This is a genomic window from Streptococcus sp. E17BB (assembly GCF_041807725.1).
GTDB classification, from domain to species: Bacteria; Bacillota; Bacilli; order Lactobacillales; family Streptococcaceae; genus Streptococcus; species Streptococcus entericus.
Genome location: NZ_JBGTZC010000036.1, coordinates 1 through 19,049 on the forward strand (window position 1 = coordinate 1; position 19,049 = coordinate 19,049).

The following is a 19,049-nucleotide window of genomic DNA, read 5'->3' on the forward strand; positions in this document are numbered from 1 at the left end:
AGGGACTCCCTGCAACAGGCGATGTTCACACAGCTCTAGCTGCTGTCGGCGCAACAGCCCTCTTATCAGCCCTAGGCTTAGCCGGACTGAGAAGACGAGCTAGGTAAGTTAATAAAAACTAGATTGGTCATGAACCAGTCTAGTTTTTTGATTGCTAGTAAAAAACCTAAATCAATGACTTGATTCAGGAGTTTTACAGGTTATTTAATTGGTTGATGGCAATGAGCCGAATAATTTTTTAAAAATAGCTAGTTTGTTCTCTTGAGTAGGGGCAATTTGATTCATATCGACATCATGATTGAAACCAGCAATCCAACCTCGGTCGGTATACTGGTGGAGATGGTACTCAATATCTGTTTGCGGGGCAGCATCGTAATAACCGGTATTGCCGCCGTATGTCGGAATCCAGATAGCGTCAAATCCATCAATTGAAATCTGTTGCTCAGTCATAAAATAAGTACCGATATAGAGTCCAACGTTTTCGGCACCAAGTTTTTTAAGTTCATCGCGAAATGCTTTGACCCCTTGATCCATGTTTGACATGGTTTCTTCCTCTATATCAACCCAATAAAATGTTGGTTTATAAGGCGAAGCGGCTTTGTAAAATTCGCGAGCTTCCTCACGCATCTCCTTTTCGCTAGTACCTAGAGCGTAGGCATAGACAGCCACAGGGATACCACGTTTTTGAAACTCAGTGATATGGGTTTTGTAAGATTTATCAATACCTGTGGTGTGTGATGCGTTGTTATTTTTGGTAATTTTTGACCCGCCATAAACGCGGACGATAACACCAGAAACATGCTGTGAAACGGTATCGTAATCCATATCAGAGGGTAGTTGCCAGCCGGAAACATCAATAATGGGTTTTAATTCAACGATGTCTTCTTCAGCAGATGATGAAGGAGCAGGATTGATAGAAGGTAGGCTAGCGGTTGGAATGGTTTGGCTAGCTTGTTGAAGCACCTGTTTATCCAGCTGCCTTTCTTTGAGGTAGGCAACTCCCATCACTAGGGTAATCAGGCTAAAAAAGATTAGCACAACGATGGGTTTTAATTTTCTTCTCATTTAAAGCAAATTATAACATAGTTTCATTGAAAAATCAAAATATCTCGCTTTTTTGCGCTACTGTGACCAATCCATAGAGAAATAATTGGCTTAAGGACATGATTTTGATATTTTTTCTTGCTATAAGTACAAAGCGGATACTCTTGGTTTAGATTTGAGCGATGCTGTACTGAGAGACGCTCGCAAAGAAAGGATACAATAGTGACAATACCTGCTGTCATACGGCTGCCCTCTTCTCGTATACTTAGGCTATATTTTCTAACTAAAAAATGATAAAATAAAACTATAGAAAAGAGGATAGTCATGACAAGAGGGTTGTTGATTAGTTTTGAGGGGCCAGATGGCGCAGGGAAAACCAGCGTTCTGAACGCACTAGTGCCGCGGTTGGCAGATTTGTGTTCAGATGGTCTCACCGTCACACGCGAACCTGGAGGCGTAGCGATTTCTGAGAAAATTCGAGAGTTAATTCTGGATGTTGAGCATACAGCTATGGATGACAAGACTGAGTTATTGCTTTATATCGCGGCTAGGCGGCAGCATCTGGTGGAGAAGGTTCTGCCCGCTATAGGTAAGGGGGAACTGGTGTTGATGGATCGATTTATCGATAGTTCGGTCGCTTATCAAGGCTATGGGAGAGGACTCGGAGTTGACGGTGTGAGGTGGTTAAACAACTTTGCGACAGATGGTTTAGTACCTGATTTGACCCTCTATTTTGATGTGCCTTCTGAGCTTGGTCTGGCACGTATCGAACAAAATAGTGACCGAGAAGTCAATCGCCTTGACTTGGAGCGATTAGACATGCACCAGCGGGTTCGTGCGGGCTACCAGGCCATAGCAAAGCAAGAAAAACGCATCGTAACCATTGATGCTAGTCAACCCTTGCCAGAAGTCATTGAAGAGACTTATCTGCACATTAAGGAGCTCTTAGAGAGATGAGAGAGGTCTTAACAGAACTGCAACCTAACTTACTAGTCTCGTTTGACAGGCTCTTAGCAAGAGGTAGACTGAGCCATGCCTATTTATTCTCAGGAGAATTTGGGAGTTTTGAGCTGGCCATTTATCTGGCACAGAGTCGTTTTTGCGAGGACTTATCTGCTGAAAACTTGCCCTGCGGGAAATGCCGTTCTTGTCGCTTGATTGCTGTAGGCGAATTTGCGGATGTAACGGTGGTTGAACCTATGGGACAGCTGATTAAAACGGAACAAATCCGTGAGCTGGCAAGAGATTTTGCACAATCAGGCTACGAAGGCGACTGCCAAGTCTTCATCATCAAGGATGCTGATAAGATGCACACCAACGCTGCCAACAGTCTCCTCAAACAGATTGAAGAACCAACCAGCAACTACTATATTTTTCTGTTGACGAGTGATGAAGAAAAGGTTTTACCAACGATAAAAAGTCGCTGTCAACTGTTTCGTTGCCCGACAGACAGAGCTTATCTGTTGCGGCAGTTTGAGGCGACTGGTCTGTTAAAAAGCCAAGCAAGCCTTTTAGCGGAGCTGACCAACTCACCGCATCAACTCGCAGACTTAGCAACAAATAAACGCCTGCTGGATTTGATAGGGCTTTGCCAACGCTTGATAGACCAGTTGTTATTGGGTAAAGAAGAGGCTTACTTGCAGGTCAGTCGCTTGGTTAATAAGGCGAGTGATAAGACCGAACAGGATTGGTGCTTTCGGTTACTGACTAGCCAAGCCGCTCAGTCCGAAGACGCCAACAAAGGAGCGGAGATTGTGGAGAAACTCTATCAAGTCAGGCGGATGTGGCAAGCCAATGTCAGTTTCCAAAACGCTTTGGACTATCTGGTGTTGACGTTAGAGGAGGAAGAATGACAAATAAGGAACTTTTGCAGGCCTTTGATGGCTTTTCAGAAGAACTGCTGACAGTTTTAGGGACTAGCGAGCGCCTAAAAAAACAGGTCCAGACCGTATTAGAGGAGAATGCCCGATTGCGTCTGGAAAATCGGCAGTTGCAGGAGTTGCTCGCTCAGCGACAAGCACCAGCTGTTGAGAAAAACACCCATAACACAGGCAAGGAGCATCTGGAGCAACTCTACAATGAAGGTTTCCATGTCTGCAATGACTTTTATGGGCAAAGCCGTGGAAGTAGAGAAGATTGCTTGATTTGTATGGAATTATTGTACAGGGATGATCGATGAGAATACAGCGAAGTTTTAAGGATAATAGCGGAGCAGGAACCTTGTATTTGGTGCCGACCCCGATCGGCAATCTGGAGGACATGACCTTTCGGGCGGTCGAGGTGCTTAAGAATGTTGATTTGATTGCGGCAGAGGACACGCGAAATACAGGTCTCTTGCTCAAGCACTTTGGCATTACAACGCGTCAGACCAGTTTTCATGAGCACAATGCCGTAGAGAAGATTCCTGTTCTGATTGATCTCTTGGTGTCAGGTCAATCACTTGCTCAGGTATCAGATGCAGGGATGCCCAGCATTTCAGATCCAGGGCATGATTTGGTGCAGGCGGCACTGGCACAGGAGGTGCCAGTTGTTGCTTTACCAGGCGCTAGCGCGGGCTTGACAGCCCTAATCGCCAGTGGACTGATGCCACAACCGCATGTGTTTTATGGGTTTTTACCGAGAAAATCAGGCCAGCAGCTCGCTTTTTTCGAAGAAAAGAAACATTATCCAGAGACCCAGATTTTTTACGAGTCTCCTCACCGTTTAGTCGCTACCTTGACTAATGTGCTGTCGGTTTACGGTGACCGGCAGGTGGTGGTGGTGCGTGAACTGACCAAACTCTATGAGGAGTACCAGCGGGGTATGGTATCTGAAGCAATAGCTTATCTGACAGAACACCCAGCCAAGGGGGAGTGCCTGATACTGGTCGCTGGCTACGAGCAAAGTCAGCATAAACCTGATGAGTTGACAGATCAGACCATTATAGACCTAGTTGCGCAAGCTATTGCCCAAGGTCAGAAGCCCAATGCTGCCATCAAGGATGTTGCGAAGCGGCTCAAGCTCAATCGGCAGGCTGTTTATAAACTCTACCACGCTGCTAACTAAAACGAGGTTAACCTCGTTTTTTCTTTTATCAAAATTGAAATTTAGTATTGACTAAAATTTGGTTTCTGATATAATTTAGATAATCGCAAAAAAATTTTTTAGTGATAATTGAAAAGAGGGTGTGATGAAAAAAATCCTATCCAATAAATTGTACCTATCCGTTTTGGGCTTGGACTTGTTGTCCAACTTTGGTGATAGTGTCTATTATCTGGCTCTGATGAACTATGTCTTGCTGTTGCCAGAGCCTAAGACAGCGATTGCTATCGTGACCATGTCCGAGACCTTGCCTATTTTATCTGCCTTTATCATGGGCTACCTAGCGGATAAGCAGACCAGAAAAGTGCCCTTAATCATCGCAACGCAGTTTTTCCGCTTTGCCATTTACCTGGTGGTCGGCCTTGTCATGGGGTTTCTGCCAAGCCTATGGGTGGTTGTGGCTGTGTCTTTGCTGAATTTTCTGTCTGACATGTCAGGGCAGTTTGAGGGTGGGCTCTATCAGCCCATCAGTTTGCGGGGGCTGGCGCCTGAGGAGCGAGAGCAAGGCATGGCTTTTTCGTCTAGTATTTTTCAAACCATGGCCATTCTTTTCAAATTTAGCGGCGCGGCTCTGGTTGCTATCATGACCTACCAAAACCTGGCCTACCTCAACGCGGTCACCTTTCTCGTCTGTGCGGTGGGCATGCTGTTCTTGAGTAAGTCACTAAATGCTCTTCTGCTCAAAGACCCGATCACTGTTGTTGACCGTCCGTCGGAAAAGTCCCTTGTTGCAGATTTATGGTCCAGCTTAAAGCTGGCCTTGACAGAGATGAATCGCATTCCTGCTGTGCGATTTGCCATGCTTGTTGTGCCCTTATTTAATGCTGTTTTTGCCAGTATTGAAACCTTTGTTCTCTTGGTGATGACGGAGGACAAGACCTTCGGTTTTGGCTCTCCTGCGCTGACCCTGTCTGTTATTGGTGTGGTGATGATGGTCGGTGGTTTGCTGGGCAATATCGCGGTCATGTCAGGCCGTATGACGATTGATTTAATCCGTTTTTTACGGTATGGGATCATTGTTTTACTGCCTATCTTTCTGACCCTCCACTGGCACCAGACCTACTTGTTTTTGGGTATGCTGCTTTTGACCAACTTCGGTATCGGGATTGTCAACCCTAAGATGGGAGCCTTGGTGAAAAACAGTCTCCCTGAGGACAAGATGGGGATGATTTTCTCAGGCATGGCAACCTATTTTCAGCTGGGTGTTATCCTGATGAAAGTCCTTCTAGCTGGACTTATGGTCATCTTCCCAGCTCAGCACCTGATGCTGGTCATGTTAGTCCTGTCTGTTGGTTACATCATTTTCAGTTTTCGCTTAAATACAAAGGAGTTATCATGAAGTTTTTGACGCATCTGCATCGCAGCCGTCTGGTTGATTTTCTCTGGCTGCCCAATCTCGTTTATGTGGATTATAGCCATGTGGACATGACCAGTCAGGAGCGCGCAGTCATGGAGGATGCCCTCGCCATCTTGGAGGAGGTTAAAGCAGTCCTTGCCCCTTACAAGGAGCGGATTGACCGTTATTTTCATCGGCACTTTTTCCTGCGGCTCTACCGTTATCTCTTGGCACAGGGGCAGGATCCCTTGGACATGGCAGAGCTGCCCCGTTTGATTGAGGCTATACCAGAGGCAGTGCTGGAGCAGGAGTTCGCCCTTTCCTTAACCGATGAGGAACAAGATAGTCTCAGTTTGGAGGCGTTACTACTTGTCTTGGAGGATTTCTCAGATGATCCTGCTTATCGTTGGCAGTTGCTCTGGTTCTATCAGCACCTAAAGGAATGTGTTCAGGGCATGAGTGCTCTTTATCAGGAACTTTGTCCCCTCTATGAGCCCTTTTATGCCCAGTTTGAGGAGGAGATTCGCTCTTTTTCTGAACAGCTGGACATCCCAGACTTGTTTGCGAACACGTCACACGATGTGCTGGGTGTCCTAGCTGAAACAGGACGCAGTAACTGTGAGGTTTTTGTGACATCGCCTTTGCAGTTTATGCAAATGGTTGGCTATGATAAAAACCGACCAGACAGCCCTGCCTATTTCCAGCTCTTCCCCCGTGTGGCTGCCTTTATCGGTAACCGTCAAGTGGTGGACAAGGATGTTCTTGATGTGGTGGTCAAAAGCCTCAGTGACCCTGTCCGCTATGAGATTTTGCAGAGAATCGGCCTACACGGCGAGAAGAGTAAGGCCGTCTCAGACAGTCTTGGCATCAGTCCAGCCACGGTTACCTTCCATGTCCAAAAACTGGTCAATGCCAACCTCTTGCTGATTTCTGGACAGACTAAAGGACATTATACCCTCAATCGCCCCCTCCTAAAAGAAGTGCTCGAACGGGTCAAATTGGACTTTGACCTAAACTAGATAAAAAAAACGATTGACCAAGTCCAATGGTATCAATCGTTTTTTATCTGTTTAATTAGTAGTAGAGCAGGTCTTTGCTTGTGTGGGTAAAGACTTCAAAACCTGTTTTGGTGACCACACCACAGTCCTCGATACGGACACCGACCTTTCCAGGAATATAGATACCAGGCTCGACCGAGAAACACATGCCTTCTTCAATGACCAAATCATTACCTGCCATGATGGATGGGAATTCGTGCACATCCATCCCAATGCCATGCCCCAGACGGTGGTTGAAATACTCACCGTAACCTGCTTTTTCAATGACAGAGCGAGCAGCTGCATCTACTTCGCTAGCGGTCACACCAGGCTTAATAAAGTCTTGAGCGGCTAATTGAGCCTCCAGACAGAGTTGGTAAATGTCCTTTTTGAACTGGTCAGGCTGACCAACAGCCACTGTCCGTGTCATGTCACTCATATAGCCGTTGGCAGCGATGCCCAAGTCAAAGAGCAGGAAGGCGTTGTTTTCGATTCGATTATCAGCAGGAATACCGTGCGGATTGGCCGCGTTATCGCCTGTCAGCACCATGGTCTCAAAACTCATGCCATAGCTCAGTCGCTTCATCTCATACTCGATGTTGGCGATAATATCAGTCTCTGTTTTGTCCAGGCTGATATTGTCAAACCCGATTTGGACGGCCTTATCGGCCAATAGCCCAGCAGCGTGCATTTTTTCAATCTCATCAGCTGATTTGATCAAACGCAGGCGGTTGATGGTTGGGGTCAGATTGACAAATTGGCTGGAAAACACAGTCTCCAAGCCTCGCAGTTTGGTCACATTGAGGTTATCAAACTCGATGGCTACCTGAGGATAGTCAGTCTTTGGCAGAATAGCCTTGATTTTTTCCCAAGGATTTTCTGAGTCAACATAACCAACAACTGGGAAAGAAACTGTCGCCTCTGCTCGTGCGGCATCAAGAGCAGGTAGAAAGAGCACGGGTTCTTTTTCCAAAAAGAGAAAGAGGAACATGTAGCGTTCATGTGGGTCGCTGTAATAACCGGTGAGGTAGTTGATAGAGACAGGATCAGACACGACTGCGGCATAGACCTGTTCCTCGTTAAGTTTTTTAAGCAATTGAGTAATTTTAGTCATAGGCACTCCTTTAGTTTATTTTCTTCCATTTTTCCAAAAAAATGCCAAAAAAGCAAGTCGAACTAGATTTAGAAAATAAAATCTCAAATCACTTGACGAGGAGACTAAACTTGTGGTATGATACTAGACGGTACTTTTTACTTTTGGTCTCTCAAAAGTGTACAGAGACGTGCTGACAAATGTTGCAAAAGTACACGCAGGATAGAGGATGTCACCGATCGCTTTGTCCAACCAAAACTAAAAATTTTACAGGAGAATGTAGATGCCTACAATTAACCAGTTGGTTCGTAAACCACGTCAATCTAAAGTAGAAAAATCTAAATCACCAGCGCTTAACGTTGGTTACAACAGCCACCGCAAAGTGACAACTAACGTGTCTTCTCCACAAAAACGTGGTGTTGCAACACGTGTTGGAACAATGACCCCTAAAAAACCTAACTCAGCCCTTCGTAAGTTCGCTCGTGTACGTTTGAGCAACCTCATCGAAGTTACTGCCTACATCCCAGGTATCGGCCACAACTTGCAAGAGCACAGCGTTGTACTTATCCGCGGTGGACGTGTAAAAGACCTTCCGGGTGTGCGTTACCATATCGTTCGTGGTGCACTTGATACAGCAGGTGTTGCTAACCGTAAACAAGGCCGTTCTAAATACGGTGCAAAACGTCCTAAAGGCTAAGAAGGGAGAATCTAAGAATGAGTCGTAAAAACCGTGCCCCAAAACGTGAAGTTTTGGCAGATCCATTGTACAATTCAACATTAGTTACTCGCTTGATCAACCGCGTGATGCTTGACGGTAAGCGTGGTACAGCGGCTAGCATCGTTTACGGTGCTTTCGAGCAAATCAAAGAAGTAACTGGCAACGACGCTAACGAAGTATTTGAGACAGCGATGGAGAACATCATGCCTGTTCTTGAAGTTCGTGCTCGTCGTGTCGGTGGTTCTAACTACCAAGTTCCAGTTGAAGTGCGTCCAGAGCGTCGTATAACACTTGGGCTTCGTTGGTTGGTTAACGCTTCACGCGCTCGTGGTGAACACACTATGATTGACCGTTTGGCAAAAGAAATCATGGACGCTGCAAACAACACAGGTGCATCTGTGAAGAAACGTGAAGACACTCACAAAATGGCTGAAGCCAACCGTGCCTTCGCACACTTCCGTTGGTAATCTTAGGATATTAAGGGCGAGCATACAAGTGAAAAATAGGAATCTGACGATGATTGCTTGCAATCTAGGAAGATTATCATTTTTCACTGACAGTATGCCGACCGTATTCAACTCTAAGATACGAGAGCGTTAAACAAATCCTAGACAAAATAGGAAAAGCGACGACGAAGCTTAGGCTTCTAGGAGATTTTATCTTTTTGTCAGTGACTTGTTTGCCAAAGCAATCTGCATTGGACAGAACCAACGCCCAACTAAAAAGAGAAAACTCGAACGGGTAGGCCTCTGCCTATCCGTTCTTTATAAAATATGGTATAATAGTACCGAAATCAAAATTTATAGGAGAAATAACCTCATGGCACGCGAATTTTCGTTAGCAAAAACTCGTAACATCGGTATCATGGCGCACGTCGATGCCGGTAAGACAACAACAACTGAGCGTATCCTTTACTATACTGGTAAAATCCATAAGCTCGGTGAGACCCACGAAGGTGCGTCACAAATGGACTGGATGGAGCAAGAGCAAGAGCGTGGTATCACTATCACCTCTGCGGCAACAACTGCTCAATGGAAAGACACTCGTGTCAACATCATCGACACCCCAGGACACGTTGACTTCACCATCGAAGTACAACGTTCCCTGCGCGTACTTGACGGTGCAGTTACCGTTCTTGACTCACAATCAGGTGTTGAGCCACAAACTGAAACCGTATGGCGTCAGGCGACTGAGTACCGCGTTCCTCGTATCGTATTTGCCAACAAAATGGACAAAATCGGTGCGGACTTCCTTTACTCTGTGTCTACCCTCCATGATCGTTTACAAGCAAATGCTCACCCAATCCAACTCCCAATCGGTGCAGAGGATGACTTCACTGGCATCATCGACTTGATTAAGATGAAAGCTGAAATCTACACCAACGACCTTGGTACAGATATTCGTGAAGAAGAGATTCCAGCTGAATACCTTGAGCAAGCGCAAGAGTGGCGTGAGAAGTTGGTTGAAGCTGTTGCTGAAACTGACGAAGAGCTCATGATGAAGTACCTTGAAGGTGAAGAAATCACTGAAGAGGAATTGAAAGCTGGTATCCGTAAAGCAACCATCAACGTTGAATTCTTCCCTGTTCTTTGTGGTTCAGCCTTCAAAAACAAGGGTGTTCAGTTGATGCTTGATGCGGTACTTGACTACCTGCCAAGCCCAATTGATATCCCAGCGATTAAAGGGATCAACCCAGATACAGACGCTGAAGAAGAGCGTCCATCATCTGATGAAGAGCCATTTGCGGCCCTTGCCTTCAAGATCATGACAGACCCATTCGTAGGTCGTTTGACCTTCTTCCGTGTCTACTCTGGTGTTCTTAACTCAGGTTCATACGTGATGAACACGTCTAAAGGTAAGCGTGAGCGTATCGGACGTATCCTTCAGATGCACGCTAACAGCCGTCAAGAAATCGAAACAGTTTACTCTGGTGACATCGCTGCTGCCGTTGGTTTGAAAGACACCACTACTGGTGACTCATTGACTGATGAGAAAGCGAAAATCATTCTTGAGTCAATCGATGTTCCAGAACCAGTTATCCAACTCATGGTTGAGCCTAAGTCTAAAGCTGACCAAGATAAGATGGGTGTTGCTTTGTCTAAATTGGCTGAAGAAGACCCAACCTTCCGCGTTGAAACTAACCCAGAAACTGGTGAGACCGTTATCTCTGGTATGGGTGAGCTTCACCTTGACGTCCTTGTTGACCGTATGCGTCGTGAGTTCAAAGTAGAAGCAAACGTTGGTGCGCCTCAGGTATCTTACCGTGAAACTTTCCGTGCTTCTACTCAAGCGCGTGGATTCTTCAAACGTCAGTCTGGTGGTAAAGGTCAGTTCGGTGACGTTTGGATCGAATTTACACCAAACGAAGAAGGTAAAGGTTTCGAGTTCGAGAACGCTATCGTCGGTGGTGTGGTTCCTCGTGAATTTATCCCAGCTGTTGAAAAAGGTCTCATCGAGTCTATGGCTAATGGTGTCCTTGCAGGCTACCCAATGGTTGACGTGAAAGCGAAGCTTTACGATGGGTCATACCACGATGTCGACTCATCTGAAACAGCCTTCAAGATTGCGGCATCTCTTGCCCTTAAAGAAGCAGCTAAATCAGCTCAACCAGCTATCCTTGAGCCAATGATGCTTGTCACTATCACCGCACCAGAGGATAACCTCGGTGATGTTATGGGTCACGTGACAGCTCGTCGCGGACGCGTTGATGGTATGGAAGCTCGTGGTAACGTTCAAGTCGTTCGTGCTTATGTGCCATTGGCTGAAATGTTTGGTTATGCAACAGTTCTTCGTTCAGCAACTCAAGGTCGTGGTACCTTCATGATGGTCTTTGACCACTACGAAGATGTGCCTAAGTCTGTACAAGAAGAAATCATCAAAAAACACCGCGGTGAATAATCAGTAACGATTAGACATCAAATAATAGCACCGACCTCATGGTTGGTGCTTTTTGTGTTATGTGAATATTCCTGAACTCAGGGTAATGACCGAAACATTTAAGAAAGTCACTCAGCTGAAAATCAGGGTGCTTGAGAAGTTACGGCAGTGCAACATGATAATAGGCAAGGAAAAATAAGTAAGAAAGTAGCATGATTTTCAATCGACTTCATTAAGATGATTCAGAGGAAGATAATATAAGTGATTCTCATGTTGACCTTGGATGGTGTCAATGCCGACTTTAGTCAGAATATGAGAAGTGAGTGCTTGTTCTGAATGAATCTTGTTGTGACGTCTGGATAGGTTTTATGTTATAATATCATAAAGGAGTTAACAATGACAGAAACACGGTTATATATTGTTCGTCATGGCAAGACGATGTTCAATACCTTGGGGCGTGCCCAAGGTTGGTGCGATAGTCCTCTGACAACGTTAGGTCGTGAAGGCATTCGAGAGCTGGGTCAAGGATTCGCAGTAGATGGATTGACATTTGATGAAGCTTTTTCAAGTGATAGCGGTCGAACTCTTGAGACCTTAGCGATTGTTTTAAAAGAGCTTGGTCAGGAGAGCTTACCGCATACGGCAGATCGTCGTATACGTGAGTGGTGTTTTGGTAGCTTGGAAGGTCTGTACGATGAGGAGCTCTTCCACGGTGTGTTGCCTAGAACAAGCGTCGTTGGTCTTGACAAGAAATTGACAGATTTAACCTATCAAGAAATCGCGGAAGCTTTGGTGGAGGCTGATACAGCTGGCTGGGCGGAGCCTTGGGAGGTATTGCGCGACCGTATTTGGCAGGGATTTGTGAGCATCGCAGAGCGCTTGGAGACAAGAGGTGGTGGCAACGGGCTTGTGGTTTGTCATGGGATGACCATCGCCACGCTCCTGTGGCTGATTGACCCTTGGTGGGAAAAGATGATGATTGATAACGGCAGTGTGACTGTTTTAAGCTATGAAAAGGGACACTTTAGCATTGAACAAGTCGCTGATTTATCTTATCGCTATAAGGGAAGAGAGGCACTCGCAAATGAGAGGAAATAAGGGAATACTAGTCGTCTTGCAGTTGCTGGCTATCGTGATCGCCTTGGTAGGATTCTACATTTTCCTGTCGCCACGTGATTTTCGCCTGACAACTGATGAATCTCCTCGATCGTCAACATCATCGTCGTCCATGGCAGTAACAAGCTCATCCAGCAGTAAAGAGCCAACCGATGCCTTACCTGACGCTAGCCCTGATGATTGGGAATTAGTCCTGGTTAATCGGGATTATGCTTTTAACAATGTTGTCCCAGAACTTGGTTATGTTGAGGGAATTCCTGTTGATCAGCGAATTGTGGAGGCGACGACTCAGTTTATGGCAGCTGTCCATGCACTAGATGCCGATCCTTTGCAGAGACTTTACTCTGGTTATCGGAGTGTAGAAGAACAAGCTGCGCTTTTTCAAACACGAGTGGCTGAGCTGGTAGCTGGGGGAACAAGTGAGGAGGAAGCGACAACAATTGTTTCACAGACGGTCTTGCCTGCAGGTCACAGTGAACATCACACGGGCTTAGCGATTGATATCATGCGTTATTCTGATGTGGCGAAGCAGATTGCAGCGATGGCTCCTGAACACGGTTTTATTCTTAGATATACAAAGGGTGCGGAGCATATCACTGGAGTGTCTGAGGAAAATTGGCATTACCGCTATGTGGGTGTTGCTTCCGCCAAATACATGACCGAGCATCAGCTGACTCTGGAGGAATATCTTGATTTATTAAGGAGCAAAAATCGATGAAACGACGATTAAGTTTTCTTGGCACTCTGCTTATCACGGTTTGTGTGATCATCAGCCTCCTGATTCCACTCTTGCTAAATGGTGGTCCTAAATCAGCTAATCAGCTGGTCAAAACCTCAGATAGCTCTGCTATCTTTATCAAAAAAATAGCACCTGAAGCCCAGAAACTAGGAAAAAGCTATGGGGTTATGCCGTCGGTTTTAATTGCTCAAGCCCTTTTAGAAACAGACTCTGGTCGTACTTTACTAGGGGTAAAGTACCATAATCTCTATCATTTACCAGCCTCAGAAGGCAATCGCCGTATTGTTTTATGGACAACAGAGGTCAAAGATGGCAAAGAGCAGAACGTCGAGCGGAGTTATCAGGTTTATTCAACATGGTCTGAAGGCATGGCTGATTACATGACTCGGCTAAAGGCTAACAAATTGGGCGATGAGATGCTATACACAAGGCTAGCCACAGCAAAAACCTACAAAGAGGCCAGTGCCATCTTTTATCAAGAAGGCTATACGACAAGTAGTGATTATGCAGGACGTTTAATTGCTATAATTGAAAAGCACCAGCTGGAACAATATGACAAGCAAAAATAATAAGCGGATTAGTTAATATACAGAAATTTTCTGAAAAATAAAACTTGACAAACTTATCTGACTAAGGTAAAATAACCTTACTAAACATCAAGGAGTTTCCCATGACACAAACAACACAACTTTTGGTAGTCGTTGTCAGAAGATAGGACGGTACAATTTTTGTCACTGTCCTATTCGTGTTGAGTGAGAATGGGGCGACAAAAAAGCAGCTACCCATTCTTGCGGGTAGCTGTTTTTGATGGTAAGGAGGGAAAGCGATCGGTCGTTAGCAAGCTGTATCATCACGTTATTATTATAAAGGAGTTTCTATGAAAACGTTACAGAAAAAAGATTATATTTATATCGGGTCGATGCTGTTTGGCATCATCTTCGGTGCAGGTAATTTGATTTTCCCTGTTCACATGGGGCAAGAAGCAGGGGCTAACCTTTGGCCAGCGACCATCGGTTTTTTGGTTTCAGCCATTGGACTACCGTTTTTAGCCATCGTTGCCATGGGCTTAACCGAAAGCAAGAGTGTTTATGAGCTGGCTTCGAAAGTTGGTAAAGGTTATGGCAAGTTCTTTACTATTTTGCTTTATCTCGTTATTGGTCCTTTCTTTGCCATCCCTCGTTTAGCAACGACTTCTTTTCAAATTGGCGTTGTGCCTTTTATTCCAGAAGGGCAACAAACCCTAGCCTTGGTTTTCTATTCTGCATTTTTCTTTTTGGTGGCTTGGCTTCTTTCTCAGAACGCTAGCAAGCTGCTCACTTATGTTGGTAAAGTGCTTAATCCGATTTTTCTCCTTGTTTTGGGGTTCTTGCTGGCTTTCTCTGTTTTTAATCCTATGGGCAATAGCGGAGCGGCAGCTGTTCAAGAGGCTTATCAAGCTAATGCGCTGACCAAGGGGATTTTGGAAGGCTATAACACCCTTGATGTCCTCGCTTCCTTAGCATTTGCCATTGTGGTTATCTCTGCTTTAAATGGACTGGGTGTTACCCAGCCTAAACAAGTTGCTAAGGACATGATTAAAGCAGGTGCCATCAGCCTGGGCTTTATGGCTCTGATTTACGCCCTGTTAGCTTATGCAGGGGCAACTAGCCTTGGACAGTTTCCAATCAGTGACAATGGTGGCATCGCCCTCGCACAGATTGCTGGTTATTATTTGGGAACAGCAGGTAGCCTATTACTTGCCTTAATCGTCTTCTTTGGTTGTTTAAAGACAGCAGTTGGGCTCTTAACAGCTTTCTCAGAGACTTTTTCAGAGATGTTCCCTAGCGTCTCTTATAAAATGTTTTTAGCCGTAGCTACCATTTTCCCAGCTATTTTTGCCAATGTTGGTTTAACAAATATTATCGCCTATTCTATTCCGGTTCTTATGTTTCTTTATCCGTTGGCGATTGTCCTTGTTTTGCTAGCTTTAGTAGATAAGCTGTTCAAAGGTAAAAAGGCCGTTTACCTCTGGACGACCATTTTTACCCTCTTTCCTGCTATCGTAGACGGTTTAGCAGCATCTCCATGGGCAGAATTATCAATTGTTAAAGGCTTAGTTAGTTTTGGTCATGGTTTGTTGCCATTCTCAAGCATCGGTATGGGTTGGGTACTACCATCTATTCTTGGCTTTATTGTTGGCTTGTTGTTGTCAACAAAGGAATAGTTTAAAACTATACCTTGGTTAGCTCCTCACGTTAGAGGAGTTGACCAGGGTATTTTTTTAATTTGAAACGTGATTTCCTTATGAGGAACTTTTGCCAAAACAAGCCCAATCTGCTATAATAAGGTGAATAAAGGAAAGAGAGTTACTCACATGTCTAAGATTTTAGTTTTTGGTCACCAAAACCCTGATACTGACGCTACGGCTTCAAGCTACGCTTGGGCTTATTTGGAGCGTGAAGCTTGGGGGCGTGATGCAGAGGCGGTGCTTCTGGGCGAGCCTAACGAAGAAACAGCTTTTGCGTTGGATTATTTTGGCGTTACAGCACCTCGTGTTGTGACTTCTGCCAAAGCAGAAGGATCGGATAAGGTTGTTTTGACGGACCACAATGAGTTTCAGCAGTCCATCAGTGATATCCGCGAGGTTGAGGTAGCTGGTGTCGTGGATCACCACCGTGTGGCTAACTTTGAAACTGCCAATCCGCTTTATATGCTCCTTGAACCTGTTGGTTCAGCGTCGTCCATTGTTTATCGCCAGTTCAAACAGGCTGGTGTCGCTGTGCCAAAAGAGATTGCAGGCTTATTATTGTCAGGTTTGATTTCGGACACGCTCTTGCTCAAGTCTCCGACCACTCACGCGAGCGACCCACAGGTCGCTGCGGAATTAGCAGAGCTGGCAGGGGTGAATTTGGAAGAGTATGGCTTGGCTCTCTTGAAAGCAGGTACAAACCTAGCCAGCAAGTCAGCCGAAGAGCTGATTGACATCGATGCCAAGACTTTTGAACTCAACGGTAACCCTGTTCGTGTCGCTCAAGTCAACACAGTTGACATTGCCGAAGTCCTTGGCCGTCAGGCGGAGATTGAAGCAGCGATCACCAAAGCGTCTGCTGATAATGGCTATTCCGACTTTGTCCTCATGATTACAGATATTGTCAACTCTAACTCAGAAATCTTGGCGCTCGGTCGCAACATGGATAAGGTTGAAGCAGCTTTTAACTTTACCTTGGAAAATAACCATGCTTTCTTACCAGGTGCTGTTTCTCGTAAAAAACAAGTTGTGCCTCAGTTGACAGAGAGTTTTAACGCGTAATCAGTGTCAAAAATACCAAATCCTCGTATCTGATAAGCGAGGATTTTTCTGTTATAATAACTATAAACAACCCTCGGCGTTAGCCGTGAGAAAGGAACTTTTATGTCAACCTTAGAAATCAAAAACCTGCATGTGTCCATCGAGGACAAGGAAATTCTAAAAGGGGTCAACTTGACCCTGAAAACAGGAGAGGTCGCTGCCATCATGGGGCCAAACGGCACAGGGAAATCAACCCTGTCTGCTGCCATCATGGGCAATCCCAACTTTGAAGTGACCCAAGGGGAGGTCCTCTTTGATGGGGTCAATATCTTAGAGCTGGAAGTGGATGAGCGGGCACGACTGGGTCTCTTTTTAGCCATGCAGTACCCGTCTGAAATCCCTGGTATCACCAATGCCGAGTTTATCCGTGCGGCCATGAACGCTGGTAAGGAAGACGAGGATAAAATCTCTGTCCGTGACTTTATCACCAAGCTAGATGAAAAGATGGAGCTTTTGGGCATGAAAGAGGAGATGGCAGAGCGCTACCTCAATGAAGGCTTCTCAGGAGGGGAGAAAAAGCGCAATGAAATCCTCCAACTTCTCATGTTAGAGCCTAAGTTTGCCCTCCTAGACGAGATTGACTCAGGATTGGACATTGATGCTCTCAAGGTCGTTTCAAAAGGGGTCAATGCCATGCGGGGTGAGGGCTTCGGTGCTATGATCATCACCCACTACCAACGCCTGCTCAACTACATCACCCCTGATGTGGTTCATGTCATGATGGATGGTCGGGTCGTCCTCTCGGGCGGTGCAGAGTTAGCGGCTCGTCTGGAGCAAGAGGGCTATGCCAAGATTGCCGAGGAGCTGGGCTTAGAGTACAGTGAGGACGTGTAGATGACCAAAGAAGCGATTTTAGCCTTTTCACAGGGTCAGGCGGAGCCTCAGTGGTTGTTGGATCGTCGGTTGGCAGCTGTTGAGAACATGGCAGAGCTGGAATTTCCTGTGATTGAGCGGGTTAAGTTTCACCGTTGGCAGTTGATGCCGTCTACTATCGGGCAGAGCTGGGACCTACCGAGTGTGCCTGATTTTCTCGCTATCGGAGACAATCCTAAGCTGGTAGAGGTCGGCAGCCAAACCGTCCTAGAACAACTGCCTATGGAGCTGATCGATAAGGGAGTTGTGTTGACAGACCTTGCGACGGTCTTAGAGGAACGTCCTGAGCTTCTGGAGACCTATCTAGGGCAGGCTTGTCCAGATGACAGCCATCGTCTGGCAGCCTATAACACAGCTTATTTTACCAGCGGAGCGGTTCTCTATGTGCCAGATGGGGTCGAGATTGACCAGCCTATCGAAATCTCCCTGCTGGAAGACCGGGCGTCTGCTCAGCCATTTGTCAAAAAAATCCTCATCATCGCAGGTAAAAATAGCAAGTTCTCCTATCTGGAGCGGTTGGAAAGTCTGGGCGAGGGGGCTGAGTCGGTGGCTGCGAATGTCAGCGTGGAAATTATAGCTGGTAGGGGTAGTCAAATCAAGTATGCGGCCATCGACCGTTTGGGGAGTGATGTGACGGGTTATATCAGTCGTCAGGTTTACCATCATGAGGATGCGACGGTCGACTGGGCTATGGGTGTGATGAATGCTGGTCATGTGGTTTGCGACTTTGACAGCAACCTTTATGATCGTGGCAGCCATGCTAATCTCAAGGTCGTGGCGCTTTCCAGTGGTCGTCAGGTGCAGGGGGTAGATACCAGTGTGACCAATTATGGGGAACACTCGGTCGGTCATATCCTCCAGCATGGGGTGATTTTGGAGCGAGGAACCTTGACCTTTAACGGCATCGGTCATATCATTAAGGGAGCCAAAGGAGCGGACGCCCAGCAGGAGAGTCGCGTGCTCATGCTGAGTGACCAAGCACGGAGCGATGCCAATCCTATTCTCCTCATTGATGAAAATGAAGTGACCGCAGGGCATGCTGCCTCTATCGGACAGGTCGACCCAGAGGATATGTACTACCTCATGAGCCGAGGGCTTGACCGAGCAACTGCCGAGCGGCTGGTTATCCGAGGTTTCCTGGGCGCAGTCATTACCGAAATCCCTGTCAAGGACGTGCGGGATGAGATGATTCAGACCATTGATGACAAGTTGGAGAAAAGATAGGAGGTTCAAAAAGCCACTTCTTCTAAAGAGAAAGTGGCTGAGGCTAACGCACGCGTTAGCAACTTTATGTGGATACCAACGATTGTTAGTCATATAGAGTTATCGAGGAATAGTTATTGTTCTCAGTCCGTGTTCAATGTATTGACCTAAGATGTCGAAGCCATCAAGGATGAATTTACCTAGTATAACTGCTGACAGGACTATTGCTAAAGAAACAATGATGTATTTTAGGTTTTCTTTCATAACCTGAGCGACTCCTAATAAAGACTAATTGTACCATTTTGACTTAGTGGTACTCTATAGTAGGAATTGTTACCGATGGTATGACTAAAACTGAAGCCGGCTACTTTTAGTTGAGCTCCTACTGTAGTTGTTGCACTATTGCTGACAACCCCTACTAAAGTACCACTGATGGCATAGTGAATACTTGTTGTAGGAAATCCGGAAGATGACCAAACGTGAAAAGGCACCCCTTTTCTGTACAATTTTTATAAAGTGTTTTTGTTAAGCGATAACTCGCTTAACCATAGGTGTTTGGTAATCGAGACTACCGTGAATGCGATGATGGTTCCACCAGTGGACA

The 19,049-nt window shown here is 45.9% G+C and carries 20 protein-coding genes; 17 read left to right on the forward strand and 3 right to left on the reverse strand.

The genetic code is table 11. The features are described 5' to 3' along the window. The coding region (locus tag ACERC7_RS08705; protein ID WP_373666721.1) for an LPXTG cell wall anchor domain-containing protein at positions 1-107 on the forward strand (107 nt) is incomplete at its 5' end. Between the two features lie 97 nt (positions 108-204). Here the strand turns inward: ACERC7_RS08705 and ACERC7_RS08710 are convergent. Next, positions 205-1,065 (reverse strand): glycoside hydrolase family 25 protein, encoded by an 861-nt coding sequence (locus tag ACERC7_RS08710; protein ID WP_373659164.1) that lies wholly within the window; start codon positions 1,063-1,065, stop codon positions 205-207. A 23-nt stretch (positions 1,066-1,088) separates the two neighbouring features. Further along, positions 1,089-1,286 (reverse strand): hypothetical protein, encoded by a 198-nt coding sequence (locus ACERC7_RS08715; protein ID WP_373666714.1) that lies wholly within the window; start codon positions 1,284-1,286, stop codon positions 1,089-1,091. Between the two features lie 82 nt (positions 1,287-1,368). Between ACERC7_RS08715 and tmk the strand changes: the two genes are divergently transcribed. From tmk to ACERC7_RS08745, 6 genes are all read left to right on the forward strand, one after another. Continuing rightward, a complete protein-coding gene (tmk, locus tag ACERC7_RS08720; protein ID WP_373660511.1) occupies positions 1,369-2,001 on the forward strand; it encodes a dTMP kinase in 633 nt (210 codons plus the stop codon). Continuing rightward, entirely contained in the window at positions 1,998-2,897 is a 900-nt protein-coding gene (locus ACERC7_RS08725) for a DNA polymerase III subunit delta' (RefSeq protein WP_373660510.1), read from the forward strand. Before tmk ends, ACERC7_RS08725 begins: the two co-directional genes overlap by 4 nt. Next, positions 2,894-3,223, forward strand: a complete 330-nt coding sequence (locus ACERC7_RS08730; protein WP_373659168.1) for an initiation control protein YabA — start codon at positions 2,894-2,896, stop codon at positions 3,221-3,223. Before ACERC7_RS08725 ends, ACERC7_RS08730 begins: the two co-directional genes overlap by 4 nt. Further along, a complete protein-coding gene (gene rsmI / locus ACERC7_RS08735; protein WP_373666715.1) occupies positions 3,220-4,089 on the forward strand; it encodes a 16S rRNA (cytidine(1402)-2'-O)-methyltransferase in 870 nt (289 codons plus the stop codon). Before ACERC7_RS08730 ends, rsmI begins: the two co-directional genes overlap by 4 nt. A 124-nt stretch (positions 4,090-4,213) precedes the next feature. Further along, positions 4,214-5,464, forward strand: a complete 1,251-nt coding sequence (locus tag ACERC7_RS08740) for an MFS transporter (RefSeq protein WP_373666716.1) — start codon at positions 4,214-4,216, stop codon at positions 5,462-5,464. Next, positions 5,461-6,480: an ArsR/SmtB family transcription factor gene (locus ACERC7_RS08745; protein WP_373660507.1), complete on the forward strand. Its 1,020-nt coding sequence runs from the start codon at positions 5,461-5,463 to the stop codon at positions 6,478-6,480. The genes ACERC7_RS08740 and ACERC7_RS08745 overlap by 4 nt, the downstream gene beginning before the upstream one ends. A 55-nt stretch (positions 6,481-6,535) precedes the next feature. Here the strand turns inward: ACERC7_RS08745 and ACERC7_RS08750 are convergent, their stop codons facing one another. Next, positions 6,536-7,612 (reverse strand): M24 family metallopeptidase, encoded by a 1,077-nt coding sequence (locus ACERC7_RS08750; protein WP_373660506.1) that lies wholly within the window; start codon positions 7,610-7,612, stop codon positions 6,536-6,538. A gap of 262 nt (positions 7,613-7,874) precedes the next feature. Here ACERC7_RS08750 and rpsL point away from each other — a divergent pair, with 262 nt between their 5' ends. From rpsL to sufD, 10 genes are all read left to right on the forward strand, one after another. Next, a complete protein-coding gene (gene rpsL, locus ACERC7_RS08755) occupies positions 7,875-8,288 on the forward strand; it encodes a 30S ribosomal protein S12 (RefSeq protein WP_018367582.1) in 414 nt (137 codons plus the stop codon). A gap of 17 nt (positions 8,289-8,305) precedes the next feature. Further along, entirely contained in the window at positions 8,306-8,776 is a 471-nt protein-coding gene (gene rpsG / locus ACERC7_RS08760) for a 30S ribosomal protein S7 (protein WP_373659174.1), read from the forward strand. A gap of 352 nt (positions 8,777-9,128) precedes the next feature. Then, positions 9,129-11,207: an elongation factor G gene (gene fusA, locus ACERC7_RS08765; RefSeq protein ID WP_018367584.1), complete on the forward strand. Its 2,079-nt coding sequence runs from the start codon at positions 9,129-9,131 to the stop codon at positions 11,205-11,207. A 375-nt stretch (positions 11,208-11,582) separates the two neighbouring features. Further along, a complete protein-coding gene (locus ACERC7_RS08770) occupies positions 11,583-12,284 on the forward strand; it encodes a histidine phosphatase family protein (protein WP_373660504.1) in 702 nt (233 codons plus the stop codon). Then, positions 12,271-13,020, forward strand: coding sequence for a D-alanyl-D-alanine carboxypeptidase family protein (locus ACERC7_RS08775; protein WP_373666717.1), 750 nt, complete (start codon positions 12,271-12,273; stop codon positions 13,018-13,020). The genes ACERC7_RS08770 and ACERC7_RS08775 overlap by 14 nt, the downstream gene beginning before the upstream one ends. Next, entirely contained in the window at positions 13,017-13,610 is a 594-nt protein-coding gene (locus tag ACERC7_RS08780) for a glycoside hydrolase family 73 protein (RefSeq protein WP_373666718.1), read from the forward strand. The genes ACERC7_RS08775 and ACERC7_RS08780 overlap by 4 nt, the downstream gene beginning before the upstream one ends. Positions 13,611-13,918: 308 nt before the next feature. Continuing rightward, the gene (gene brnQ, locus ACERC7_RS08785; protein WP_373666719.1) at positions 13,919-15,244 is read left to right on the forward strand and encodes a branched-chain amino acid transport system II carrier protein; all 1,326 of its coding nucleotides are present in this window, start codon (positions 13,919-13,921) and stop codon (positions 15,242-15,244) included. A gap of 150 nt (positions 15,245-15,394) precedes the next feature. After that, positions 15,395-16,330: a manganese-dependent inorganic pyrophosphatase gene (locus tag ACERC7_RS08790; protein WP_373659179.1), complete on the forward strand. Its 936-nt coding sequence runs from the start codon at positions 15,395-15,397 to the stop codon at positions 16,328-16,330. 102 nt (positions 16,331-16,432) lie between these two features. Then, complete coding sequence (sufC, locus tag ACERC7_RS08795; RefSeq protein ID WP_373659180.1) at positions 16,433-17,203, forward strand: Fe-S cluster assembly ATPase SufC; 771 nt, start codon at positions 16,433-16,435, stop codon at positions 17,201-17,203. Continuing rightward, a complete protein-coding gene (gene sufD, locus ACERC7_RS08800) occupies positions 17,204-18,466 on the forward strand; it encodes a Fe-S cluster assembly protein SufD (protein ID WP_373666720.1) in 1,263 nt (420 codons plus the stop codon). The last annotated feature ends 583 nt before the right edge of the window (positions 18,467-19,049 follow it).